The following is a 24,871-nucleotide window of genomic DNA, read 5'->3' as shown; positions in this document are numbered from 1 at the left end:
GTGCCTGTTCCATATATGCAACATCGCGGCCTAGCGTTGCATATATGGAACAGGCGGTCGGGCGGCTCGTCGCGGAGTGCATCGAGCGCTCGGGCCTCAGCGCTCGCCAGGTGGCCGCGCGCGCCGGCGTCTCCGCCTCGACGGTCCATCGGATCGTCAACGGCGTGGTCAGCCCGTCCGTCGACACGCTCGACAACATCACCACGGCGTGTGGCGTCGGCCTGGCGATGAGTGCGTCTCCGCTGGCGGCGCCGGCAGCAGCAGCGGGGGCGCGAGCAATTCTCGATCCGCTGTATCCCGCCGAGGTGGACCCCGACGTCGAGCGCTGGGCCGGCCGGCTCGACGCCTGGGCCGACGGCGACCCGGTCCAGATCATCGAGGAGGCGGCACGCGCCTCCGGTCTTCTCGACCGTCCGGATGCCGTTCTCCTGGCGGGTGAGGCCACCATCGGGCGGCTCGCCTCTGTCGGCGACGCCTCGGGCGGGCGCTGGGCGCTCTCCGGAGCGGCCGGCCTGGACCTGCCGTCCTTCGACGAGGCCGTACCCCGGATCTCGGTCCTGTGGTGCGAGGACCCGAGCGCGGTCCAGGCCTCTCTCGCCGGTGGCACACTCCGCCCCGCGTCCGCCGCGCACCGCTCCACCGTGGTCGTCGCCGCCGCCGAACCCGACCTGTTCCTCGGCGCGTTCGAACGTGACCAGGTGGTCTACGCCGCCCCGATCCAGATCGCCATCGACGCCATCTCGGTCGGCGGCGACGCCGCGGACCGCGCCCGCGAGGAGATCCGGACGTGGTGACGAAACAGCCCCGCTGGGCGCCCGACCCCGAGACGTACGCCGCCCGCAAGTCGACCACAGACGACTCCTACCGCGAGGTCGCGGACCGCGACGACCAGGTACGCGACACCGGCGTCTGGTGGACCGAGGTCGACACCGCCCGCATGCTCCCGAGCGACACCGAGAGCGCCTGGCGCCGGTTCCGCGCGAACCTGCCCGAGCTGGTCTGGCACGCCGCGAGCCTCGAGGGCAACAGCTTCACCCTTCCCGAGGTCCGCACCCTCCTCGCCGGCGTCACCGTCGGCGACCGCCCGGCCGGGGAGGAGCGGCAGGTGCTGGCGCTCAGCGAGGCGTACGGCGCGCTCCGCGACTTGGTCGGCTACGGCAGGTTCCATATCGACAAATCGACGTCCGACCGCCTCAACCGCATCGTCGCCCGCCACGAGACGCCCGACGCCGGACGGTTCCGCGGCGAGGGCACCCTGCGCCGCGACGGCAGGGAGCTGCTCCGAACCCGCTTCACCACCCTGCAGGAGCGCCTTGCCGAGACCGACGACCCACGGCTCCAGGCGCTGATCTACTTCTGCTCCGCCGCCCGGACCCGGTTCTACGCCGGCGGCAACAAGCGCACCGCCCTGCTGATGATGACCGGCATCCTGATCTCGAACGGCTTCGACGCCGTCGTCGTCCCGCACTCCCGGCGCCTCGAGCTCGACCACGCCCTCGACACCCTCGTCACCACCGACGACGCCACCGAGCTGATGTCGTTCCTGATCGACTGCGCCGCGTCCGAGGCCTGATCAGACGTGCCGCTCAGCGCTTGATCCACCGTCGGCCCGGATGGTTCCCGCGCCAATTGGCGAATCGGTCTTGAGCCCGGTCGATGCCGAGATAGAGGATCCCGACAAACACGCCGGCACCTGCGCCGAATCCCGCCCATTGAAGGACCTCCCCGATCGAGTCCGCCGGGTTCACACGCACCCGAACGCTCCCGGGCTCACCTCCGACCCGATAGACGGTGAAGGTCTCACCGACGTCCGGGACGAAGCATCCTTCGATCTGGACGAAGGTCTCATCCATGCCGTCCGGAGGATTCAGGGAGTGCCAGGTGATTGAACGGTTTGGTCTGGTTCCATCGGTCCGCGTATGGCAGTAGTCGGTTCCGGGGTGTGCACGCACCGCGACAACCTCGGCCCGTTCTTTCGTGTCACCCTGGACGTCGAGCCACTCGCCGGCGGGGAGGAGCACGAGCAACCCTCCGACGATGGCCGCGCCCCCTAACGAATAGCGGAGCCAATCGGGCCAGCCCTCCCACGTCCCCGACATCGACTGGAGTCCCCTGGCTCGACGAACCTCGCGTACAACTCTCCGGGAAGACCCACGCTTCAGGTTCCTCTGCCGCTTCTGTCGGCGCCGATGCCGGGCATCACTCATCGTTCACGTACTCCCGGGGATATTGGCCAAGGCCGTCAGACCTTAGCCCGACACGAAGCCACCGAGGACGAGATCCGCTCGATCCCGCGTCGCCCGCACCAGAGCGGCATTCCGCAGATCGCTCCGCGTGATCTTCGCCTCCGCCTTCTCCCGCGACCTCCCGCCGGCGAGGAACCGCTCGAGCAACCTGGGCACCAGGATCTCGTCCGGGACATCGACGAACCAGGCCTCATCCAGCAGGCCGCGTACGTCCTTCCACGGCCCCTCGTCCAGCAGCAGGTAGTTGCCCTCGGTGATCACGATCGACTCGCCATCGATCACGACCCCTCCAGGCACCGGCTCGTCGATGACCCGGCTGAACGTAGGCCACTCGACTCGCTCCCGGCCCCGCACCTGTCGCAACGCCTCCACATACCTCTCGGCGTCGAAGGTTTCCGGCTCTCCCTTCCGTGCCCGCGCACCTATCGCGTCCAGGTCGCCGTTGCTCCGGTGGAAACCGTCCATCGGCGCGACGACCGCGACGTCCCCGGACTCGTTGAGTTGGTCTCGAAGCCGCTCGGCCAGCGTCGACTTCCCCGCTCCCGGCGGCCCGACGATCCCGAGCACGAGGCGATCGCCTGCCTTTCTGCGCACCCTCTCCGCCAACGCAGCGAGGGCCTCGCCCGACAGATTCATCCCTCGAATGCCTCGAACCACTCGGCAACGACAGTCGAGACGTCGCTCTCCGGAACCGTCCCTGCAAGATCTGCGACGGCAAGCAGCCCGATGTGACCGTCCCCGATGATCGTTCGCAGATGTTCCAATCCGACCCGGATCGCTTGCCCGCTCTGTGAGTCATCGGCGTGCCGTTCGAAGACTTCCCGCACCTCGGTCCCGTCGCACGTCGCAAGCAGACGCCAGACGTCGACCGCGTCCTTGGCGCGTACTCGGTCTCGACCATTCTGATCCCGCTCGCGGATCCGTTCGCCCAACTTGTATGCCTTGGCGCAGAGCAGTCCAGCATGGCCCGCGACCCAGGCTTCCCGCACCGAGCCGTCGGCAAAGTTCTCGATGGGCATCATGGATCGGTCCAGGACGACGAGCTCGAGTCCTGACGTGTGCCTGGTCGCCTGTCTGCCGTGCTGCTTGAGCGCGCGTGCCGACCGTCGGCCACCGCCGGCGATCGAGGTCGGAACGAGCAGATCGACCTCGCCGATCGCAGTGCCGTCCGCGGTCATCCCCATTCCCCACAGGCCCGGCTGAGCCGCGAACCTACGGCGTGGGTTCGCGTCTCGCTGACGGATCTCAGCTTCGAGCTCGGCAAGGGTTCTGAACCCCGCAGCGCGCATGGCGCTCTCGATCAGTGGCGAGTCCGCGACCAGGTCTGGGGTGAGGGCAAGGTCTCCGTCCTTCGTCTCGCGCGCACGGAGACCGATCGCCCTGGCCCGTTCGTGAACCGCGCGCGCCAGCCAGTGTCAACGCGTCTCGATGAACCGCCAGGGCGTCCATGGCAGCGCACAACGCGGACCTGCTCTCGATCAGCAACGCCTCTGGCCCGGAATAGACCGAGCCACCGGTCCGCACAGAGGGCGGCGTCGGCGCCACCGCGGGTGGTCGGATGGTGAACCGCTCCGTCTCACGCACTGGCGGCCACCTCATCCTCCGAAGGAGCCAGCATGAGCTCGAGAAGCTCGTCCGCCTGCTCAGGCATCCGATCTGAGCCGCCGTAACAGTCGAGGACGACCTGCCACGGCGCTGCGTACCAGATCCCGTCGTCGTCCCGCCAACGTCCGTCCTCGCTGAACCCGTCGAAGGGGAGGAGAGTGATCGGCTCCCCCCACTCCTCAGGCGCCTTGTAGGTGAACCCCAGCGCATCGATCGCGCACTTCACGTCGTCGACGTAAAAGCATGGGTATGCCTCCGTCGCGATCGGCGCCAGCCGATTGGCAGCGCGGTCGCCTGTTGCTGCCCAGACCAGATCGGCCCTCGCGAGGCCCGCCGCAACCTCGTCCCAGCTGCGGTCCTGACGCACCCTGACCACTTTCGGTCGCCAGGTCAGCGCCGCCGCACGACCGGCCCGGTAGGCGAAGGTCTGCAGGTCAGGGACGGTGACGTCACCGACGCCGTCCATCTTCAACGTCCCGGTCAGGATCCACCGGTTGATCCAGTAGTCGACGTCAGGCGGCTCCTCCCCGACCCCGAGGATCCAGCGCGCCGTGGCCACGGCGAGAGGATCGGCGACCGGGTCGATCCGCTCGTCGAGCCCGACCGCGTCGAGCAGCTTGAGCACCACGTCGTACGTCGGGTTCATCTTTCCCGACTCGACCCGGGTGACGGTCGACGGGGAGACCCCCGCCAGCGCTGCGACCTGGCGCGCGGACAACGCGTTCATCATCCGCGCGGTGCGCAGCCGCTGGGCGAGGGTCCCTTCCATGCGTACGAAACTACGCCCGGTGTTGCCGATCTGCAACACCGTTCGTTCACGCCATGGTGACCTCGAGCTCCACGACCGCCCAGGACAGCGGCGGCAGGCTCAGGTGCACGGCACCGTCCTGAACCCCGACCCCGCGAAGCGGCACCAGCCCGACGGCGTCGGGAGCGGACTCGACGTTGGACGTGTGCCGGTCACCACCCTCGGGGATGGTGAGCACCTCGGCATTGACCACGCCCGACACCCCGAGCCCACGCAGATCGACGGTGACTTCCGAGGCCTCCGAGAGCCCTCGGTTGGCAACGAAGAGCGCGACGCGGCCGTCGGCCTCCGACCAGGTCGCAGCAGCGTCGATGACGTCGACGTCGCCGAACTTCTCGGTGGCGATCTGGTCGGCGGAGACGGCGAGCCGGAGGATCTGCCCGCGGGCCAGCGAAGCCATCCGGGCGAACGGCCAGAAGATCGTCTGCCGCCAGGCGGGCCCGCCCTCCTCCGAGCGGATCGGGGCGATGACGTTGACCAGCTGCGCCTGGTTGGCGATGCGTACGCGGTCACCATGACGAAGAAGCGAATTGAGCAACGACCCGACCACCACGGCGTCCGTGACCGAGTAGGTGTCCTCGATCAGCCGCGGGTGCTCGCGCCACTCCTTCTTCACCTGGTGGAGCTGGTCGGCGGAGTCGAGGCCCTCGGCGTACCAGACGTTCCACTCGTCGAAGGAGATGTCGACCTGCTTGGTGTGCTTGCCGGCGGCCTTGACCGCGTCGATGGTCGCGACGACGCCGTCGATGAAGGCGTCCATCCCGACGGCCTCGGCGAGGAACGAGGCGGCGTCGCCGGAGCGCTCCTGGTAGTACTCGTGCATCGAGATGTAGTCGATCTCGTCGTACGCGTGGGTCAGGACCGTGTGCTCCCAGGTCCCGAAGGTCTCCATGTAGCGGTTCGAGGAGCCGACCGCGACCAGCTCGATCGAGTCGTCGACGAGCTTCATCGCCTTGGCCGTCTCCTGGGCCAGCCGACCATATTCATGAGCCGTCTTGTGGCCGATCTGCCACGGCCCGTCGAGCTCGTTGCCCAGGCACCACAGCTTGATGTCGAAGGGCTCCTCGGCTCCGTTCTTCCGCCGAAGATCCGACCAGTACGTCCCGCCGGGATGGTTCGCGTACTCGACCAGCGCCCGCGCCTCCTCGACCCCACGCGTACCGAGGTTGATCGCCTCCATCACCTCGACGTCGGCCTCGCGGGCCCAGCCCATGAACTCGTGCAGCCCGAACTCGTTGGTCTCGATCGTGTGCCAGGCGCCGTCGATGCGCCGCGGCCGATCCGCACGAGGCCCGATCCCGTCCTCCCAGCGATAGCCGGAGACGAAGTTTCCCCCGGGGTAGCGCACCACCGTCGGCCCCAGCTCCCGGACGAGCTCGAGCACGTCCTTGCGGTAGCCACGGTCGTCGGCCGCCGAGTGGCCCGGTTCGTAGATGCCGGTGTAGACGCACCTCCCCATGTGCTCGACGAACGAGCCGAAGAGACGACGAGGTACGTCGGCGATGGTGAAGTCGCGGTCGATGGTGATCCGTGCGCGGGTCATAGGTCTCCTAGCGTTGCGCACACGATTACATCGTTGTAATAACGTTGGCAAGGGTCTCCTTCTCCCCTATTCGGTGGATCCCTCTCGACGCCCATCGATCACGCCGCGATCACGAGGGCCAATGGAAACCATGACGTCCCGAAAGCCACTCTCCCGATGAGCACGACGCTCCTCATCGGCGCGGGTATCGGCTACCTGCTGGGCATCCTCGTCGGCGCGTGGATCGCACGCGGCCGCCGGACCGCCCACTAGCTACCGCGTAGTGCTCGCCCGGACGACCAGCTCGTGCGGGATCGCCACCGCGCGCGGCGGGGACGTACGGTCATCGATCCTGGTCAGCAGCAGATCGACCGCCGCCTCTGCGAACGCGCGCCGGTCCAGCGCGACGGTGGTCAGCGACGGGTTCATGAACCGCGCGTGCTCGACGTCGTCGAACCCGGTGACCAGTACGTCCCGGGGCACCTCGAGCCCGTGCTCCTGGAGCACGTGCGTCGCACCGAACGCGATCGAGTCGGTGAACGCCATGATCGCGTCGAACTCGACGCCGCGGCCCAGCAGCTCTTCGGCCGCCTCGGCGCCACCCCTCATGGACCACTCCTCGACGTCGATCTCGAGGCTCGCGTCAGGTTCGACGGCGTACTCGCGGAGCGCCCGGTGGTAGCCCTCGAGCCGCTGCACGCTGGTAGCCGTGGCATCTCGTGCGCCGGTCTCGCCACCCAGGACGGCAATTCGTCGCGCTCCTCGGTCCAGGAGATGTGCCGCCACCTCGTACCCCGCCTGCCGGCTGTCGATCAGCACCCGGTCGACCTTGTGCTGCTCGACCTCCCCGATCAGCACCACCGGCGGCAGATGGTCGTCGTGGGCGATGATGCTGTCCTGGAGCCGGATCGGGTTGAGGATCAGCCCGTCGACCTGGTGCTCCCGCGCACGCGAGACAAGATCGTGCTCCCGCTTCGGCTCCGCGGCCGTCTCCTCGATCTGGACCGCCATCCCCCGCTCGTGCGCCGCCTGCACCACCCGGTGCACCATGTCCGCCGAGAACGCCGTCGCCAGATCCGGCAGCGCTAGCGCGATCACCCCCGACCGCCCACTCCGCAGGCTCCGGGCACTCAGGTTCGGTACGAAGTCCAGCTCCGCCATCGCCGCCAGCACCTTCTCGCGGGTGTCGGGACGCACGAACACCGTCTCGTTCATCACGTTCGACACCGTCTTCGGCGACACCCCCGCCAGCGCCGCGACATCCTTCACCGTCGCCCGCCGCGGCCCCCTGGTCATGTGGTCAGCGTAGATGAACGGTGCCCCACCCGTCGGCCGCCAGGTTCGGACATCCCGCAAAGGTGCTGTGGCTCGGCCTGCAAGGACCCTAAGCTGCTGAGCGATCAACGAAGGGACCGAAGTGAAGAAGCAGATCAACGTTGTCGGGGCGGTGATCGTCGACCCGGAGGGCACGATCCTGTGTGCCCGCCGAGGGCCAGGTTCTTTACCCGGAATGTGGGAGTTTCCGGGCGGGAAGATCGAGCCTGGTGAGACGCCCCGCCAAGCTCTCGCCCGTGAAATCGATGAGGAACTGGCCTGCGAGATCGAGGTCGGCGACGAGGTGACGACGACGACGTACGACTACGACTTCGGGATCGTCACGTTGACGACGTTCTACTGCCGCCTCATTTCAGGTACGCCGAAGCTGACCGACCACTCTGAGGTGCGGTGGCTGAAGCCGGGCGAGCTGGACTCTCTGGAGTGGGCGCCTGCGGACGTGCCGGCCGTCGAGCTCATTCAGAAGGACCTTGCTGCGTGAGGGTTGACTGGGTCTCGTCCGATGGCGAGTTCGAAGCGGACGTACAGTTCGGGTACGTCGACAAAGACACGAAGGCGCCGAAAAACCTGAACCCGAGCGTCGTGCTCAACACCGACCGCACCTCGGTCTTCCGCACCATCCGCGACGAACTGCGCCACTGTGACGAATTCTTCTTCTCAGTCGCATTTGTGACGCCGGGCGCGATCGCCCGCCTCAAGCAGGACATTGTCGACTTCGAGGGCAAGGGCACGATCGTCACCGCGGACTACCTCGGCTTCAACCCGCCGACCGCCTTCGCCGAGCTGCTCAACCTGCGTCAGCACAACGTGGACGTCCGTTTCCACCCGGCCTCGGCGTTCCACCCGAAGGGCTACATCTTTACGCGTGACAGCGGAGTCACCGCAATGGTTGGCAGCGCGAATCTCACCGACGGCGCGCTCTTCAAGAACCATGAGTGGAACCTCAAGGTCTCCGCGAGCAAGAACAGCGACCTTTCGACCCAGTTCCATGACCTCGCCACACAGCAGATCGAAGAGTCCACACCGCTGGATCCCGCCTGGGTGGAGGAATACGCGAAGAGGTACGTCCCGCCACCGCGGCGGACAGCGCATGCCCCAGAACCGGGACAGCCGAGTGAGCCGGACATCCCGGTAGCCATCACCCCGAACCAGATGCAGCAGATAGCGCTGGAGTCGATCGCTGGCGTCCGCGCTGCAGGCAACGACAAGGCGATCGTGATCTCCGCTACCGGGACGGGAAAGACGATCCTGTCGGCTCTCGACGTGCGCGCCGTCAACCCAGTTCGGCTGCTGTTCGTTGTGCACCGCGAGCAGATCCTCGATCGGACGATCGAGGAGTACCGTCGCGTTCTCGGCGGGCCGGACGGTAACTACGGCAAGCTCACCGGCAACTTCCGCCAAGGCGATCGGCGCTACGTGTTCGCCACCGTGCAGACCCTGTCCCGATCTGGGGTCCTCGCCGGCTTCGCCCCGAATGCTTTCGACTATGTGATTGTCGACGAGGCCCACCGCGCGGCCTCGTCGTCATATCGGCAGGTCATGGATCACTTCAAGCCGGAGTTCCTGCTCGGCCTGACAGCAACCCCGGAGCGTACGGACGGAGTCAACGTCTTCGAGCTCTTCGACTACAACGTGCCCTACGAGATCCGCCTCAACCACGCTCTCGAAGAGGGCATGCTCAGCCCGTTCCACTACTACGGCATCGCAGACGTCACGTACGACGATGGCAAGACCGTTACCGGCGACGCCGACCTCAACCGACTGATCTCGCCCGAGCGAGTCGACCACCTGGTGAAGGCGATCGACACGTACGGCCAAGCCGGAGTCGCTCCGCACGGCCTGATCTTCTGCAGCAGCAAGGCTGAGGCCAGAGCGCTCTCTACAGCGCTCAACGAGACCGAGCTTCGCGGTCAGCACCTGCGGACGATCGCGCTCACCGGCGATGACTCGATCACCCACCGCGAGGAGATGGTCGACGAGCTCGAAGCTGGACGCCTCGACTACATCCTGACCGTCGATGTCTTCAACGAAGGCGTCGACATCCCCTGCATCAACCAGGTCATCATGCTGCGCCAGACCGAGTCGGCGATCGTGTTCGTGCAGCAACTCGGCCGTGGACTCCGCAAGGCGCCGGGCAAGGACTACCTGGTGGTCATCGACTTCATCGGCAACTACGCCAACAACTATCTGATCCCGATCGCCCTCTTCGGCGACGAGAGCCTCAACAAGGAGTCTCTGCGGCAGAAGCTGATCGCAGCCGAGGAGGAAGGCGTCCTCCCCGGCTTGTCGAGCGTGCGCTTCGACAAGATCTCTCAGGAGCGCGTGCTGCGCTCGATCGCCGCGACCAAGCTCGACAGTCTGCAGAATCTGAAGAAGGCGATCGACGTCCAGCGAAACCGTCTCGGCCGCATGCCGCTGCTTCACGACTTCGTGAAGTTCGAGTCGACCGATCCGGTTCTCCTGGCGACGACGAAGCGAAACTATCCGGCGCTGCTGAGTCACTTCTACAAGGAGCCAACTGGGCTCTCGGACATCGAAGACCTGGCCCTCACCTTGCTGTCCAGCGAGGTGATGACAGCGAAGCGACTGCACGAATTTGTGCTGGTCAAGATACTGTTTGCCGACGGATCCGTCACCAAGGCCGCAATCGCAGACGCATTCCGCGAAGCAGGTCTGCCGTCGGGCTCGCGGCACGTCGACAGCGCGATCGACACCCTCACGCTGGAGCGCCATTCGGAGGCCGACCGCAACCGGCTCGGCGCCGGGATCGTAGTCGTCTCCGGCGACGACGTCTCTCTCGTCGACAAGGTCCTGGAGGCGTACTTGGAGTCCTCGCCCTTCGCCGAAGCAGTCGACGACCTCCTCAGCACCGGAGCCGACGTGGTCTCGTCGCGTTATGTTGCCGACCGGCCGTTCACCAGTGCTCGTCAGTATGGGCGCAAGGACGCGACCCGCCTTCTCACCTGGCCACGCAGCTGGACCTCAACTCTCTACGGCTACAAGGTCGACCGAGCCACCAGGGCCTGCCCGATCTTCATCACGCTGCACAAGTCGGACGACGTCGACGCCAGCACCGCCTACGAGGACGCACTTCTCGATCCGTCGACGGTCCAGTGGTTCACCCGGAGCCGACGAACTCTGAAGAGCGACGAGGTCCGCGCCATCGTCGACAACGAGGTCGACATCCACGTCTTCGTGAAGAAGGACGACGCCGAAGGCTCGGACTTCTACTACCTCGGCCAGGCAACCTCCTCGGCCGCCGAACAGACCACCATGCCCGACAGCAGCGGTAAGCCCCTCGATGTCGTACGCATTCGCTTGCGCTTCGCCGAACCCATCGACTCAGCTCTCTACGACTACTTCCACCCAACCCTCACAGCGGAATAGTTGCTGACGGCCTTCTCGCATGCGCCGGCGCTGGAGATACGTAGGTCTCATATTGGGGCGATCGGTCCCGCGACAATAGACAGGGTCGGCGCCTATCTCAGGCTTGAGTTGTATAGGTTTAGTGGATCACACGATGGAGGAGTTATCGGACACCGATCGCGATCTGCGGCTGGGCTGTAAGGGTAGACCAGCGACGCTGATGGTGGCCCCTCGTTCAGCGCGGCGTAGAAGTTGGATGCACCTCCTGATGCTGATCCCGGACCTTAAGACAGTGAGGGGATCGCGAGGGCGGTGATGACGATGTTCAGGTGAGCCTCTGCCCGACGGGCAACGTGTAGTTGACCGGATCTATGTGCGCCCCTCAGAAGTAGCCCAAGTCTAAGTCAGAACGATATTTATCAACCTTGACATAGCGCTGATGAACCGCTCGCAGGAAATCATGCTCGAGGATCGCTCGATCAGCTTGCTCGGGACCGAGGGAAAGAAACTTCTGCCTGACAGCCGAGAACAGGTCAAGGAGACTAGGGAGCATCGCTTCAAGCCCAGGCAATGACGCAACCGTTGTGATTGCCTCCGGCCCGCGCACCGAAATAATTCTTCCGGAGCCCGTCCGCCAACCCGATATTCGAGCTGACGTAATGAGCGTATCGCACGATTCAAAGTTCGCGATCGCACCAGTATCGTCGATGTCTACTTCATGCATCGGGCTATCAATGCAAACGACGGGGCAATAGATTTCGATCATCCGGTATACAGGCTTTCCGTCTGTGACCGCTTCGGCGTAGTCCATGACGCTTTCGCAAGGCAGGTTCATTGCCCAATTCAGTGCGACGTATTCAGCAGCGAAGTTCTTGATCTCAATATATCTCTCGAAATCTTCGAGCAACTCCGTTTGCCCGATTGCCTGAGCGGCCCAATCGTCTTCTTCGCTGTCCGCCGACTCCAGGATGAAATCGTACAGTGCGGCCGCCGACTTATAGACGAGATTTTCCTCGAATACTGACTGTGGTGCGCCACCCTTGAACTTGACGGCTGCAATGCGCTGAATATGAGCGCCGCGCATATGGGCCGGAAGCATGGATGCGACGTGCTCTCGCACGAAGTTGCTGCCGCCGAGCCCGCCTACGATCGGGAGTGCTCCAGGATGCACATCTTCTCCACTGACCTCCAATCCGAAGAGCTCGATTTCTCGCCGAGCCTTGGCTTCGACCGGAACGTGCAAGATTAGTTGAACGCCAAGACGGTCACTCACTTCGATCTCTTGATAGAAGGAGACAAGTTGGTCCAGTTCGCGAAGGGGCTGCTCGATATCTGCGCCGTAGATCAGCGGTTGAGTGGTCAAGATGCACCCGTCAGCCCCGTCATGAAGGTCGACAAACCTGCGACACAACCTCGAGATTCGTGCCTCAAGTGGGACACCCGAGTCCACTATCAACTTCCTGACGCGCTCTCGTGCCCCGTCGTTGTCCATCCACGACGCCCGGCTTTCTGTGTCGTCGGTCGCCATGATGACATCATGGCATCCCTCTGATGCCGAATGCCTGACTTTCTCGAACTCCTCCTCGACACACCGAGAGCGCGCCCAAATATTGACAGAGGCGATAGCGAGGAGGTTGACCTTGTGCACACGACTGCCTCTACCTCCGCCTGAGACTGGGACAAGGTCAGGCAGAACATGACTCCCGACCGTGACACCGCAGAGATCGCCTCACAGTCATGCACGACGCGCACATCGGAGTGCAAACATGACGCCACCATCGGGCCTGTTCGGTGGACGCCCGCACTTCACAAGATACCTGGCGCGTCCATGTGGAGGTGTTGCGAGAGAAAGTCCTCGGCAACCTGCTGGGCCATGATGATCCGGTCGCGGCCGCAGCCGCAGAGACACAGACAGCCAGCAGCGATCTGCTTGGCCCGCAGTTCGTCGACGGCGATTCCGTCGGCACGGAGCGTGATGATCCCTTCGACCTGCTGGATCAGCATCGCACCCAGCGCTTCACCGGATGTCGGTGCGTTGTGTTGCTCTGCGAGTCGAGTCCCAAAGGTCGCGTAGGAGGAGGCCAGCTTCCTGCGTTCTTCTTGAAATTCGGCGTAGACCTCGCCGTCGTTAGCGGAGACGACATCAGGCAACAGCGCGAGCATGCCGACGTTGTGGGGCGCGTTCGCCAGAGTGTGCACATCGATGAGCGCGAGCAGGAACAAGGCAGCTTCGGGACATTCCGGCGAAACGTCGGCCTCGATCTGCGCGACCTTGTCCTGGCTAGGACGGACCGTGGCACCGAGCAAGGCTGCGAGGATCTCGTCCTTGCCCGCGAAATGGTAGTAAAGCGAAGCCTGCCGAATGCCTACTGCTTCGGCGATCTCGCGAGTAGAGGTGGCAGCGAAGCCCTTCGACGTGAACAAGCTGGCCGAGGCCTGGAGGATCTGGTCACGCGGCGCGACAGAAGACGACTTCAACACAGGAATGTGCCGCGGTCGGCCTGGACGCGCGCGCCCGCCCTCGACCGCCGCTGACGCGCTCACGAATCCTCACCGACTGGCTTCGGCCACAAGCACTCGCACAACGGGCAGTGGTGCCGCTCAGCTTCACTATGATCGTGCGGACGGTCGCAGGTATGAGCGTGCGGCAGCCGCGGGACGCGATACGGGATCCATTGACGACACATGGCTCCATTCGTGGACAACGGGTTCGATATAGCGATCGGCGACATCCGAGTCATCCCCATCGATTTCGGCGTTTGTTGGAGTCCTGAAGACACCCGACAAGCACACCCGAGAACCGTTGCCATTCGACAGGCGATCAACGGGTCAACTCGGTCAACTTCGCGTCGCTGCTCCTGCGCGCGGGACTCGATGAGCCCATAATGGGCATCAACGATGCTGGAACACAGTTGGGGGACGACGGATGGGTGTCCGGTCTGAACAGCCGAATGCCGTTCTAACTGCTGCCCTCGAAGAGCTCGGGTGGAGCCCGAAGACGCTGGCTCGCCGCCTCAACCACGAGTTCGGACCCGGCACGACCGCCGAGTCCGCTCCCTACCATTGGCGCGACAAGGGCACGACCCCTCGTGCACCGCTTCCAGCACTGACGGCTCACCTGCTGTCACAAGAACTTGGCCGATTGGTGTCGGTCGCGGAGCTCTGGCAGGGCAAGGCAAGCGATGTTGCCCCCGCGCTCGCGGCTGGCCGCGGCCTCGATCGACCGTGGACCATGACAGGCCTGGAGGACATAGTGGACGACTGGGTCCGCGGCGGGCTCCTCGACCGGAGGCGCTTTCTCGCGATATCAGGTGCGGGCCTCACGGCGATCGTGTCGCAGTACCTGGATGGCACGGCTGCGCCGGGAGTGATGGTCACGACCTCGTCGACCGGTCTGGGCGACCCGCTAGTCGACCAGGTCGAGCAGAACCTGCCTCTGCTACAGGCACTCGACGACAAGCATGGTGGTGGCCACCATCTGTCCTACGTGAGCGCACAGTTCCGCTCGATCGGTCTCCTCCTGCACGAAGGCGGATACCCGAAGCCGTCACGGAAGCGTCTCCTCCAAGCCCTCGCCGAGATCGGTCAACTCGCCGGGTGGATGGCGTTCGACGCCGCCGAGCACGGTCTGGCTCAGCGCTACTTCGCCACCGCGCTGCGCGCCGCTCACCAAGTCGATGACCAAGCCCTGTGTGCCCACATTCTGGCCGACCTCGCCTTCCAGGCGGCCTCCCGCGAGCGCCCCACCGACGCGATCTCCCTGGGCGAAGCAGCCGAGCGAGCGGCACGCCACGCCTCCCCATCGGTGAAAGCATCGGTGCTGTCGCGTCTCGCCTACGCCTACGCCGCCGGTAGCGAGGAAGATGCCTTCCGCCGGTCAGCATACAAAGCCCGCGAGACGATCACCGTCGCCGCGAACCACGATGCACCGCGGTGGATGTACTTCTTGACCGAGAACCATCTTGAGTGCCAGGCCGGATACGCCATGCTGCAGCTTGGGCGGTCGACGTCCCGTACAACATCGTCCACGCGGTTGCTTCGCGACGGGATCAGCTTGCTTGAGACTGGCGCACACAACGCTCAATTCGGCGGCTCCAGCGACAGACGCGCCTTGTTCGAAGGCGCCTGGCTGGCCCTAGGCCACAGCACGCGCGGTGAACTGGAACAGGCGTGCCTGGTCGGAGACCAGGCTGTCTCACGCCTGACATCGGTGCGGTCCCCTCGGAGCGTCGGCGTTCTCAAGAACCTTTCTCGCGACCTCCGCCGGCGTCAGCGCAACCCTCACGTCGCCACGTTCCTACCGAAGCTGGACTCCGCGCTGTCCGTTCTCACGTGAGCCCACCACCCGACTCGATACGTTGGGTCCATGCACCCTGACGAGCGTGTGACCGTCATCGGCGCAGGCGTAGCGGGGCTGACCACGGCGGTGATCCTGGCCGAGGCCGGCCAGCCGGTCCGGGTTGTCGCTGACGAGATCCCAGGTCGGACATCTCTGGCCGCAGGCGCGATGTGGGGGCCGTACCTCGTTGAGCCCAAAGCGTTGGTGGACACATGGAGCCAGCGTTCGCTTGAGCTCTTCCGCGAACTGGCATCGGACGCAGCTACCGGCGTCGGGGTGAGCAGCGGCATCGAGGCGAGCCGACATCATGAGGAAGCACCTGACTGGGCACGTTCTCTGCCAGGTTTCGAGGCCGTCGGCGCTGATCTGCTTCCCAACGGATTCCGCTCTGGCTATCGGTTCAGCGTCCCACTAATCGATATGCCAACGTACCTTCATTACCTCTTGGAACGTGCCCGAGCTGCCGGGGTCGCCATCGACAAGCGGCGCGTACCAACGCTGACCTCGATCACCGACGCCGAGGTGATTGTCAATTGCTCCGGCCTGGGAGCATCTACGCTGGCTGGCGACACCGCCCTTTACCCGATTCGCGGACAGCACGTGGTCGTGGCGAACCCCGGCCTGACCGAGTTCTTTTCAGAAGACACAGGCACGTCGAGCGACCTTCTGTGCATCTACCCCCAGGGTGACGTCGTAGTCCTGGGCGGAACCGCGATCGACGGCTCCTCTGACACAGCTCCAGACCCCGTGGCCGCCGATCGAATCCTCGAACGCTGCATCGCCGTAGAACCACGCCTAGCATCAGCCGCCGTTATCGAGCATCGGATCGGATTGCGCCCGACGCGCCCCCAGGTACGGGTCGAAGCTGAGCAGTTGAACGGCGCCGTGGTCATCCACAACTACGGCCACGGAGGTGCCGGCGTAACCCTTTCCTGGGGATGCGCCGAACAGGTTCAGCAACTTCTCGGGAAATCAGCGAGCGGCTAACGCGTACCCGAACGACCAGCGCGCCGCCGCGCACATCGCAACAGGCTGAACACCAACAGACAAGGTTTACTCGTGGAACCCATCCCCATGACCCCGATCGCCCAGGTCGTCGGCGGCCGCACCGAGCCGACCGACGACTACTGGGGCGGCACCCAGGCGATCATCCGCGTCGACCCCGACCTATACCCGGTCGAGGCAACCCAGGGTCTGGAGGAGTTCTCCCACCTCGAGGTCGTCTTCTTCTTCCACCTCACCGACCAGACCGACCTCAACCTCGGCCTACGTCGCGCCCGCGAGAACCCGGCCTGGCCCGAGGTCGGCAACCTCGGCCACCGCAACATGCGCCGCCGCAACTGGCTCGGCATCTCCCGCTGCAAGCTCATCAAGGTCGATGGACTCGACCTCCACGTCGAAGACCTCGACGCCGTCGACGGCACTCCGGTTCTCGACGTGAAGCCCTGGTTCGCCGAGTTCGGCACAAGCGGAGAGACTCACCAGCCGGCCTGGGTCACCGAGATGCTCGGCGACTACTTCGCCCCATCGACCGAGGCCTAGCCTGCCAACTCGGTAAACGGTGGCAACCCTAGGCTTCGTGGGTGAAACTGCTGTTCGGTTTCGGGAGCATCGGGGGACATGGAGTTGGGTGGTCGGGCACCACTTCGAGTACGCCGACAGGGCGGGTGGTCGCGTCTGCTCGTGGCGCTGCTTGCCCTGACCTTCGTCGTCATCGGGTCGGTCGTGGCCAGTTCGCCGGCAGGCGCGGTCGATCTCGCGTGCAACAACGACGAGGCTCCCATCCCCGCGTCCCCGCACGGGGCGGGGTCGTGGATCGTCCAGCTCGGCGAGAGCCCACAGGATGCCGATCCATTCGAGGACGACGGCGTGACCTTGGAGTCGACCTACGGCACTACCCCGCAGCTATGGACCTACGACAACGGGTGCACCGGCCAGTTCGTCTCCGGAGCAGGGACGGCGATCGGGAACATCCTGCTCCAGATCTCCGGCACGATCCCGAACTGGACCCACGCCCTGCTGGCTGCCGTCGTCGATCCAGACTCTCCGATTCAGGCCCTCGACAACCCGGTCGTGGACGCCACCCGGGCAGTCACCGAAGGTGTCTGGCGCCCATGGATCACCATCGCCGTGCTCCTCGTCGCCGCGACCGCGATCTGGCGCGCACGCACCGGACACATCGCCGGATCTGCCACCGCCGTGGCGTGGGCTGGTGTCGTACTTCTTGGGACGTCCCTGCTGATCTCCTACCCCGCCGAGTCGGTCCGCTTGGTCGATGACGGCGTACGCAACGCGGTCACGCTGATTGCAACCGGGTTCGAGGACCACCCAGCGCCCGGCGAGGATCCCGCGGTGGCTGCGATCAACGGCCAGATGGACGAGGTCGTACGCTCCACCCAATACCGCACCTGGCTCACCGGCGCCGTGGGCGATGCCGACTCCGCCACGGCCCGCGAATACGGGCCAGAACTGTTCCGGGCGACCCACTTCACCTTCGACGAGTACGAGACCTACCGGTCCGATCCCGAAGGTGAGGGCAAGGAGATCGTCGAGGAGAAGCAGGACTCGTTCAAGACGATCGCCGATCAGATCGACCGCGAGGACTCGGTCGCGTACGAGTACTTCAAAGGTGAGCACTGGGGTCAGCGCGCCACCGCCGGTCTGGTCAACCTGGTCGCGGTTCTCGTGACCTGCGGCTATCTGCTGATCGCTGGGTTGGCGATCCTGCTCGCGTTCGTGCTCATCCGCCTCATCGTCCCGTTCGCACCAGCCGCCGGGATCCTGTTCATGTTCGACCGCACACGCGACCTCGCCGTGGGTTGGCTGCACCGCGTGATCGGCCCTCTGGTCATGGGGCCGATCTACTTCGTCGTGGCTCTATGCCTGCTCCGGTTCTTCAGCGAAGTCCTGACCAGCGCCCAGGTTCATTACGCGCTCAAACTCGCCGTCTGTGCCGTCCTCACCTATATCGCCTGGCGCTTCACGCGTCCCGCTGCCTACGGGGTCGGTCACATCTGGGGTGCTGCCGGGTTCGCCTGGGGGATGGCCACCGGATGGCGTCGCCAGGCCGCTACCTACCGCGATCCGGAGTTGCACGCACCTCCTGCTGCCATCTCGCCTTCACCTCCTGCGGCCTCGGGACTTCCGGCGGATCTCTCGGCGCCACCACCTTCGTCACCCACCCCCACGCAGCCGTCCACGCCTGCTTCCACCTTGCCAAGCGGTGCTGCTGGGTTAGCGGTGTCCGAGGTCAGCCCGATCCAAGAGCGGTGGCCGCGACCAGGTGCCAGCAGGCGTACCCAGGGACCGGAACTCGGGCCGCGTACATCGTTCCCCGGCAATGGCTTCGCCTTGGAGCCGAACACCGCCTATGAGGTTCCGGGCCGTGGAACCTATTACACCGACGAAGAGGGCCAACTTCTCTACGCGGAGACTGTGTACGGCGATGCCTCCCGTCCCAACCCAGATCTGAACTCCCCGGCGCCGAACGTCACCTATGCGGTCAGCGACCGACATGTGTTCATCACGGATACCGGGTCGCGGACCATCGAGGCCCATGACCCACACATGGCCCGGCGGGATGCACCACGCTCTGGGCATATCCAGGCCGACGTAGGAAAGCAAGGTGGTTCCGGCTACGACGGCGGCCACCTCATCGCCAACTACGCTGGCGGTGGCCGCGAGCGCATCAACATCGTTGCGATGCTCCAGGAGCTCAACCGGTCTGGCTCGCCGGAGTACGGCAGCATCCCGAACAACTTCTACAAACTGGAGTCGGACCTCAGAGATGCCATCGACGGCGGCCACGACGTGTCGTTCAGTCTGTACGTTGACTACGACGACGATGGGCCCGTACCAACCACGATCACCGTTGAGTACAGCATCGACGGCGTCGCAGACGAGAAGGAGTTCGAGAATGTCAGACCACCCCGACTCTGAACGGTCAGGTCTGGAGCGCCAGGGAGAACTCATGGCCCAGATCGGCCCGATGATTCCGGAGCGGGTTGAGGGCGAGTGGACTTCCGTTGTTCTCCGACGGCGCGCGGTTTCGATGTACGCAGAACAGGAACTCATCGTTCATCGTCCGAACGGCGCAACTGAGAAGGCCCTCGCCCCCAGGGCTGTCTCCAAATTGCTCAAGGAACTCCGGAAAGTGATGTACACGCCGGGTGGCGGCACCTGGTTGTCACTGGAATGGACGATCGAGAACAACTTGGGCGATTGGTCCGGGCGCACCAGCTTCAACTACGACGACGAACCCTCCTGGCAAGAGCCGCTCAATCCCGGCATATATGGGCTCGACCTTGAGGACTTTCCTCGCGAGTCACAGAACATCCCGTTGTGGATGCAGCAGCGGTTGGACGAAGCGCGTCGTCAGGCGAAGTAGCGCGCCACTGGTGCCCCGACCCACGCATCCTGGCTGGTTCACGCCTCCCGGCGCCAGCGGTCGGGGGTGGTGCCGTAGCGGGACTTGAAGCGGCGTACGAGGTATCCGGGGTCGGTGAGGCCGGTGCGGGTGGAGATGACCGAGAGGGGGAGGTCGGTTTCGCGGAGGAGGCGGCGGGCTTCGGTGAGGCGGCGCTCGGTGAGCCAGTCGAGGAGGGTGCGGCCGGTGCGTTGACGGACGACGGTGGTGAGGTGGCCGGGGGTGTAGCCCAGGGAGCGGGCCAGGTCGCCGGCGGAGACCTTGGTGGCGTACGTCCTCTCGATCTCGTCGAAGACGCGACTGACCAGCGGGTCGGGGGCGATGGGGGCGCTCGGGGCCAGGCGGGCCGACGCCACCAGGAGGTTCGTGAGGAGCGCGGTGACGGCGTCGTGGGCGCCGAGGCGGTCGGGGTGGCGTAGCTCATCAGCGAGATCAGCCAACAGCGCCTGCCAGCGCGGGCGCTCGGCCTCCGGTACGAGCGCGCGGCGGCCGTCGGCGGCGAAGAGGGCGAGCAGCGGGTGGTGGGCCCAGGTGAGCGGGGAGATGGAGGCGAGGGAGGGGATGGCGTCGGGGGTGAACGCCACCGACCAGGCACGGGCGTGGTTGAGCTCGGCGAGCGACTCGGCGGCCACGACCTCGCCGGGAGCGACCGCGTGGACCTCGCCGTCGCGCAACGCCACCTGCTTTCCGTCGAGCCCGACGGCGCCTCCGCCGCGCTCGACATAGGCCAGCACCCAGAAGTCGTGGGCGTGGCGGTTGTCGGGAGGCAGGTGCTCGCCGTCGCAGTCGGGATCGAGCGGGACGACTCTGACTGGAGGTACGCCGACGCCTTGGTCCCAGGCATAGACCGGAGTGCCGTCGGCACGCACGGTGCGTACGGCACGCGCGCGTGCTTGCACCGAATCCGAAGAACGTCCCATGGTGACCGACTTCCCTCCCACCGCTGATCCGCAGAATGTCCCATCGTAGAGATATGACCACCATACAGATCATCGACGGCCGCGCCGAGAGCGATCGGGGCCGCGACTTCCTCCCCGGCATGGGCCGCGCCTGGCTCCTCCCCCTCTACGACCTCTTCACCCGGTTCGCCCGCGTGCACGCCCTCCACGAACGGACCGTCGAGCTCGCCGGCATCGAGTCCGGCCAGAGCGTGCTCGACGTCGGCTGCGGCACCGCCAACCTCTCCTTCGCGGTGCTCCGCGCCGTACCCGGGGCCGTCGTCACCGGGCACGACCCCGACGACGGCGCGCTGCGGATCGCCGCCCGGAAGGCGGGTCGGCGGGGCGTACGTCTCTCGCTGGTGCAGGGGTACGCCGACCGGCTGCTGCCGAAGGACGGCAGCGTCGACCACGTCGTCTCCTCGCTCGCGCTGCACCACGTCGATGACGCCGGGCGCAAGGGGTTCGGGCGGGAGGCCCATCGGATCCTGCGGCCCGGCGGGAAGGTGACCATCGTCGACTTCGGGGCACCCGACCACGGCCCCGGCGGACACGACCACGGGAACCACGAGGGTCACCGGCACCACAAGATGAACGCCTTCACCGAGCGCAACCTCGACAACGCGATCGTCAGCCTCCTGACCGACGCCGGGTTCACCGACGCCCGCGAGATCGACCACATCGAGCACAGGTTCGGGCCGATCACGATCGTGCAGGCGACTCGCTGACGAGCGCGGGGGTTGGGCCTGCGCCTCACGGACCGGGCAGTCTGACCCCATGTACTTCATCGGAGTCGACCTCGCCTGGGGCGTGCGCAGGCCGACCGGCCTGGCCGTCCTGGACGAGGAGGGCCGCCTCGTCCACGTCTCGGCCGCCACGACCGACGACGAGATCATCGCCGCCCTGGAGCCGTACGTCGCCGACGACTGCCTGGTCGCGATCGATGCTCCCCTGATCGTCACCAACCCCACCGGGAACCGGCCGGCCGAGGCCGCGCTCAACAAGGACTTCGCCCGCTTCGACGCGGGCGCGCACCCCACCAACACCAGCAAGCCCGAGTTCAGCGAGCAGCCTCGAGGCGCCCGGATCGCGGCGCGGCTCGGGCTCGACATGAACCCGCGGTCGGGCCGCCGGCGGCGGGCGATCGAGGTCTACCCCCACCCCGCGACGGTGGCTCTCTTCCGCCTGGGCCGGACGCTGAAGTACAAGCACAAGTCGGGGCGTGACATCGACCAGCTCCGCGCCGAGCTGGTCGTGCTGCTCGGCTTGCTCGAGGGTCTCACCAGCGCCGACCCGCCGCTGCTGCTCGATGACCCGTCCTGGCTCGCGCTCCGGACCGCCGCCGAGAGTGCCGTACGCAAGAGCGAGCTGCGCGCGGTCGAAGACCAGGTCGACGCCGTGCTGTGCGCCTACATCGGTCTGTTCGCGACCCGCGCACCGGAGCGCACCACCACCTACGGGGACTTCGCCACCGGCTACATCGTCACGCCGACGCTGCCCGACGACCTCCGCCCGACACCCCGCGGGCGAGCCGGGGCGAAGATCCACGACACCGCGTCCGCGGTCCGTGAGTACGCCGCGATCCAGCCGACGCTGCAGGAAGCGGCCGACCAGTACGTCGAGCTGGTGACCTCGATCCTCGACGACGCGGGCATCAACTACCTGACCGTGACCTCCCGCGCGAAGTCGGTCGCGTCGTTCGCGGCCAAGGCGGCTCGGACCGTCGACGGACGGCAGGTCTTCACCGACCCGCTCCGCCAGATCACCGACCAGATCGGGCTCCGGGTGATCACCTACGTCCGCAGCGACGTCCAGGCCGTCGCCGACCTCCTTGACGACCAGGTGGTGGTCCTCGACGACCGTGACATGGGTGAGGAGACCGCGAGCGAGGGCCGGTTCGGGTACGCCAGCCGCCACCTGCTGGTCAGCCTCGACGCCGCGCGCGAGGGCCAGGCGGCGTACGAGCTGTTGCGGGGCCGCCAGGCGCAGATCCAGATCCGCACCGTGCTGCAGCACGCCTGGGCCGAGTTCGAGCACGACATCCGCTACAAGGGCACCATCCCCAGCGAGCACGTACCCGACTTCGACCGACGGTTCACGCTCGCCGCCGGGCTGCTCGAGCTCGCCGACCGCGAGTTCTCCACGATCAGGGATCGGCTCCGGGAGGGCGTACCCGCGGCCAGCACCGAGGCTCTCGACGACGACCCGCGGATCAGTCCCCGTGAGCTGGCGGCGTTCCTGGCCGGGCAGTATGCCGACGCCGGCTGGTCGCGAACCGACCACTACGGATGGATCTCCGGCGTCATCCTCGAGCTCGGCATCACCTCGCTGACCGAGCTCGGCGAGGCGTTGCGCTCGGTCGACGAGGAGACCCTCATGGCGCGGATGGACTACCGCTATCCGCCGGGCGCGGTGCGGCGGCTCGACGACGCCCTGCTCTGGGTCTACGGCGACACCTACGTCGGGCTGCGTGCCAACGCGCACCGGGAGCCCGGCCTGCGGGCCAGGCTCGCCAAGATGCGCGACTCCGACTGAGCAGGTCGTTCGGGCGACTCGCTGATGTCCGGTCGCGGGCCTGACCTCGTGTAACACGCTGTTCGTAGGACTATCTGGTCGTTCTGATAGGGCGAGTAGTCCTACGAACAGCGTGTTACCCCGAAATCCGATCGGGGTGCGGGCGCGAATCCCCGCTATGAGACACCTGGATCGACAGACCCTCGCCCATGCCGCCGCCGGTGTGCTCGCCGGAGTGGCCGGGATGTCGGCCGCGCACCTCACCGCTGCGCTGCTCACCCCGGCCTCGTCCCCCGCGCTCGCGGTCAGCACGGCGGTCATCGACGCGACACCCACGCCGGTCAAGGAGTGGGCGGTGCGCGAGCTCGGCACCGCGGACAAGCCGATCCTGATCGGCAGCGTGCTGCTGGTCACGATCGGGTTCGCCGCCGTGATCGGCATGGTGGCCCGCAGACGCCTGAGACTCGGCGTCGGGCTGATGGCGGGCCTGGTCCTGCTCGCCGGAGCCGCCGTGGTCCGCCAGCCGCTGTTCAAGATCACCGATCTCGTACCCACGTTGGTGGCGCTCGCCCTCGGGCCCATCGTGCTGGTGGTCCTGACCCGCGCACTGAACGCCGACCAGACCCCCGAGCACACCCCCGAGCACCCCACCGTGCATCCCACGGACGCCGACAGCGAGGGACTGTCCACCCGACGCGGCGTCCTGATCGGCGCCGGGGCTCTGGCACTGCTCTCCGCCGCGGCCGCGACCGGCGGGCAGCTGATCGTGCGCGGCCGTACGGCGCTCGCCGACATCATGCTGCCGCGGGTCCGTGACCCGTTGCCGGCGCTCCCGGCAGGGCTGGAGGAGACCCATCAGGGGATCTCCCGGTTCGTCACCCGCAACCGTGACTTCTACCGGGTCGACACCAAGCTGGCCGTCCCGATCGTCGACCAGAACAGCTGGTCGCTGACCATCGACGGCGACGTCGAGCGCGAGCTCACCTTCAGCTACGACGACCTGCGCGAACGCGAGAACGTCGAGCACGACATCACCCTGACCTGCGTCTCCAACGAGGTCGGCGGCAAGCTCGTCGGCGCGGCGCGCTGGACCGGCGTACCTCTCCAGGAGCTGCTCGAGGAGGCCGGCGTCGGCAAGAACGCCGACCAGATCCTCTCGACCGACGTCGAGGGCTTCACGATCAGCACCCCGCTCGCGGCCGCGATCGACGGCCGCAACGCGATGGTCGCCCTCGGGATGAACGGCGAGGTCCTCCCCCGCACCCACGGATTCCCGGCCAGGCTGGTGGTGCCCGGCCTCTACGGGTACGTCGGTGCGACCAAGTGGGTCACGAAGCTCACCCTGACCCGCTATGACGAAGCGACGGCCTACTGGACCGACCGCGACTGGGCCATCGATGCCCCGATCAAGCTGTCCAGCCGGATCGACACACCCCGCCCGCTGAGCAACATCCCCGCCGGCCGCACCGTGATCGGCGGCGTCGCCTGGGCCCAGCACCATGGCGTCGACCGGATCGACGTACGCATCGACGGCGGCCGCTGGCAGCCGGCCGAGCTCGGCCCGGACGCCGGGATCGACTACTGGCGCCAGTGGTTCCTGCCCTGGGACGCCCAGCCCGGCAGCCATCAGCTGGCGGTGCGGGTCACCGATCGCGACGGCAACGTGCAGAGCACCGACCGGGCCACCCCGTTCCCGGACGGATCGAGCGGCATCCAGGAAATCGTCGTCACCGTCACCGAATGAAAAAAGACGAAATCCGAACCGGCCACCG

Annotated in this window: 21 protein-coding genes; 12 read left to right on the top strand and 9 right to left on the bottom strand. The window is 66.2% G+C overall.

Annotation, left to right across the window (positions count from 1 at the left end; translation table 11 throughout):
- Positions 1–44: 44 nt before the first annotated feature.
- Together ACFV9G_RS07125 and ACFV9G_RS07120 are read left to right on the top strand one after the other, a co-directional pair.
- A complete protein-coding gene (locus ACFV9G_RS07125; protein ID WP_378726215.1) occupies positions 45–794 on the top strand; it encodes a helix-turn-helix domain-containing protein in 750 nt (249 codons plus the stop codon).
- Positions 791–1,573, top strand: coding sequence for a hypothetical protein (locus ACFV9G_RS07120; RefSeq protein WP_378726213.1), 783 nt, complete (start codon positions 791–793; stop codon positions 1,571–1,573). The genes ACFV9G_RS07125 and ACFV9G_RS07120 overlap by 4 nt, the downstream gene beginning before the upstream one ends.
- Positions 1,574–1,586: 13 nt before the next feature.
- On the opposite strand, the gene ACFV9G_RS07115 is transcribed toward ACFV9G_RS07120, so the two are convergent.
- From ACFV9G_RS07115 to ACFV9G_RS07090, 6 genes are all read right to left on the bottom strand, one after another.
- Entirely contained in the window at positions 1,587–2,021 is a 435-nt protein-coding gene (locus ACFV9G_RS07115) for a hypothetical protein (RefSeq protein ID WP_378726211.1), read from the bottom strand.
- Between the two features lie 228 nt (positions 2,022–2,249).
- Entirely contained in the window at positions 2,250–2,882 is a 633-nt protein-coding gene (locus ACFV9G_RS07110) for a nucleoside/nucleotide kinase family protein (RefSeq protein WP_378726209.1), read from the bottom strand.
- Positions 2,879–3,424, bottom strand: coding sequence for a hypothetical protein (locus ACFV9G_RS07105; RefSeq protein ID WP_378726206.1), 546 nt, complete (start codon positions 3,422–3,424; stop codon positions 2,879–2,881). The genes ACFV9G_RS07110 and ACFV9G_RS07105 overlap by 4 nt, the downstream gene beginning before the upstream one ends.
- Before the next feature lie 398 nt (positions 3,425–3,822).
- Complete coding sequence (locus ACFV9G_RS07100; protein WP_378726204.1) at positions 3,823–4,620, bottom strand: helix-turn-helix domain-containing protein; 798 nt, start codon at positions 4,618–4,620, stop codon at positions 3,823–3,825.
- A gap of 46 nt (positions 4,621–4,666) precedes the next feature.
- On the bottom strand, positions 4,667–6,202 hold the full coding sequence (locus ACFV9G_RS07095; RefSeq protein ID WP_378726202.1) for an alpha-N-arabinofuranosidase: 1,536 nt from the start codon (positions 6,200–6,202) through the stop codon (positions 4,667–4,669).
- Between the two features lie 252 nt (positions 6,203–6,454).
- Positions 6,455–7,477 carry a LacI family DNA-binding transcriptional regulator gene (locus ACFV9G_RS07090; protein WP_378726200.1) on the bottom strand — a complete coding sequence of 341 codons (1,023 nt, stop codon included), beginning with the start codon at positions 7,475–7,477 and terminating at the stop codon, positions 6,455–6,457.
- Positions 7,478–7,598: 121 nt separating this feature from the next.
- On the opposite strand from ACFV9G_RS07090, the gene ACFV9G_RS07085 reads away from it, so the two are divergent.
- A complete protein-coding gene (locus tag ACFV9G_RS07085) occupies positions 7,599–7,997 on the top strand; it encodes a (deoxy)nucleoside triphosphate pyrophosphohydrolase (RefSeq protein ID WP_378726198.1) in 399 nt (132 codons plus the stop codon).
- Positions 7,940–10,903: a DUF3427 domain-containing protein gene (locus ACFV9G_RS07080; protein WP_378726196.1), complete on the top strand. Its 2,964-nt coding sequence runs from the start codon at positions 7,940–7,942 to the stop codon at positions 10,901–10,903. The genes ACFV9G_RS07085 and ACFV9G_RS07080 overlap by 58 nt, the downstream gene beginning before the upstream one ends.
- A 361-nt stretch (positions 10,904–11,264) precedes the next feature.
- On the opposite strand, the gene ACFV9G_RS07075 is transcribed toward ACFV9G_RS07080, so the two are convergent.
- Positions 11,265–12,245: a hypothetical protein gene (locus ACFV9G_RS07075; protein WP_378726195.1), complete on the bottom strand. Its 981-nt coding sequence runs from the start codon at positions 12,243–12,245 to the stop codon at positions 11,265–11,267.
- A gap of 443 nt (positions 12,246–12,688) precedes the next feature.
- Positions 12,689–13,426: a TetR/AcrR family transcriptional regulator gene (locus tag ACFV9G_RS07070; protein ID WP_378726193.1), complete on the bottom strand. Its 738-nt coding sequence runs from the start codon at positions 13,424–13,426 to the stop codon at positions 12,689–12,691.
- Positions 13,427–13,808: 382 nt separating this feature from the next.
- Between ACFV9G_RS07070 and ACFV9G_RS07065 the strand changes: the two genes are divergently transcribed.
- From ACFV9G_RS07065 to ACFV9G_RS07045, 5 genes are all read left to right on the top strand, one after another.
- Positions 13,809–15,218: a carph-isopro domain-containing protein gene (locus ACFV9G_RS07065; RefSeq protein WP_378726191.1), complete on the top strand. Its 1,410-nt coding sequence runs from the start codon at positions 13,809–13,811 to the stop codon at positions 15,216–15,218.
- Positions 15,219–15,248: 30 nt separating this feature from the next.
- Positions 15,249–16,208, top strand: coding sequence for an FAD-dependent oxidoreductase (locus ACFV9G_RS07060; protein WP_378726189.1), 960 nt, complete (start codon positions 15,249–15,251; stop codon positions 16,206–16,208).
- Between the two features lie 72 nt (positions 16,209–16,280).
- Positions 16,281–16,763, top strand: a complete 483-nt coding sequence (locus ACFV9G_RS07055; RefSeq protein ID WP_378726187.1) for a TrmO family methyltransferase — start codon at positions 16,281–16,283, stop codon at positions 16,761–16,763.
- A 141-nt stretch (positions 16,764–16,904) separates the two neighbouring features.
- Positions 16,905–19,160 carry a DNA/RNA non-specific endonuclease gene (locus tag ACFV9G_RS07050; RefSeq protein WP_378726185.1) on the top strand — a complete coding sequence of 752 codons (2,256 nt, stop codon included), beginning with the start codon at positions 16,905–16,907 and terminating at the stop codon, positions 19,158–19,160.
- A 31-nt stretch (positions 19,161–19,191) separates the two neighbouring features.
- Positions 19,192–19,608 carry an agglutinin cell wall attachment protein gene (locus ACFV9G_RS07045; protein WP_378726183.1) on the top strand — a complete coding sequence of 139 codons (417 nt, stop codon included), beginning with the start codon at positions 19,192–19,194 and terminating at the stop codon, positions 19,606–19,608.
- A gap of 38 nt (positions 19,609–19,646) precedes the next feature.
- Here the strand turns inward: ACFV9G_RS07045 and ACFV9G_RS07040 are convergent, their stop codons facing one another.
- Positions 19,647–20,546 (bottom strand): AraC family transcriptional regulator, encoded by a 900-nt coding sequence (locus ACFV9G_RS07040; RefSeq protein ID WP_378726181.1) that lies wholly within the window; start codon positions 20,544–20,546, stop codon positions 19,647–19,649.
- 74 nt (positions 20,547–20,620) lie between these two features.
- Between ACFV9G_RS07040 and ACFV9G_RS07035 the strand changes: the two genes are divergently transcribed.
- The 3 genes from ACFV9G_RS07035 to ACFV9G_RS07025 all read left to right on the top strand — a co-directional run bounded on the left by ACFV9G_RS07035 (position 20,621) and on the right by ACFV9G_RS07025 (position 24,843).
- Positions 20,621–21,313, top strand: coding sequence for a class I SAM-dependent methyltransferase (locus tag ACFV9G_RS07035; RefSeq protein ID WP_378726179.1), 693 nt, complete (start codon positions 20,621–20,623; stop codon positions 21,311–21,313).
- 49 nt (positions 21,314–21,362) lie between these two features.
- On the top strand, positions 21,363–23,120 hold the full coding sequence (locus ACFV9G_RS07030) for a DUF429 domain-containing protein (protein WP_378726177.1): 1,758 nt from the start codon (positions 21,363–21,365) through the stop codon (positions 23,118–23,120).
- Positions 23,121–23,277: 157 nt separating this feature from the next.
- The gene (locus ACFV9G_RS07025) at positions 23,278–24,843 is read left to right on the top strand and encodes a molybdopterin-dependent oxidoreductase (protein WP_378726175.1); all 1,566 of its coding nucleotides are present in this window, start codon (positions 23,278–23,280) and stop codon (positions 24,841–24,843) included.
- Positions 24,844–24,871 lie beyond the last annotated feature (28 nt).

Origin of the sequence: Nocardioides sp. NPDC059952, from assembly GCF_042730435.1 — a bacterium.
GTDB lineage: Bacteria > Actinomycetota > Actinomycetes > Propionibacteriales > Nocardioidaceae > Nocardioides.
The sequence above is the reverse complement of the archived record's forward strand: the minus strand, read 5'-3'. Positions and strand labels throughout refer to the sequence as shown.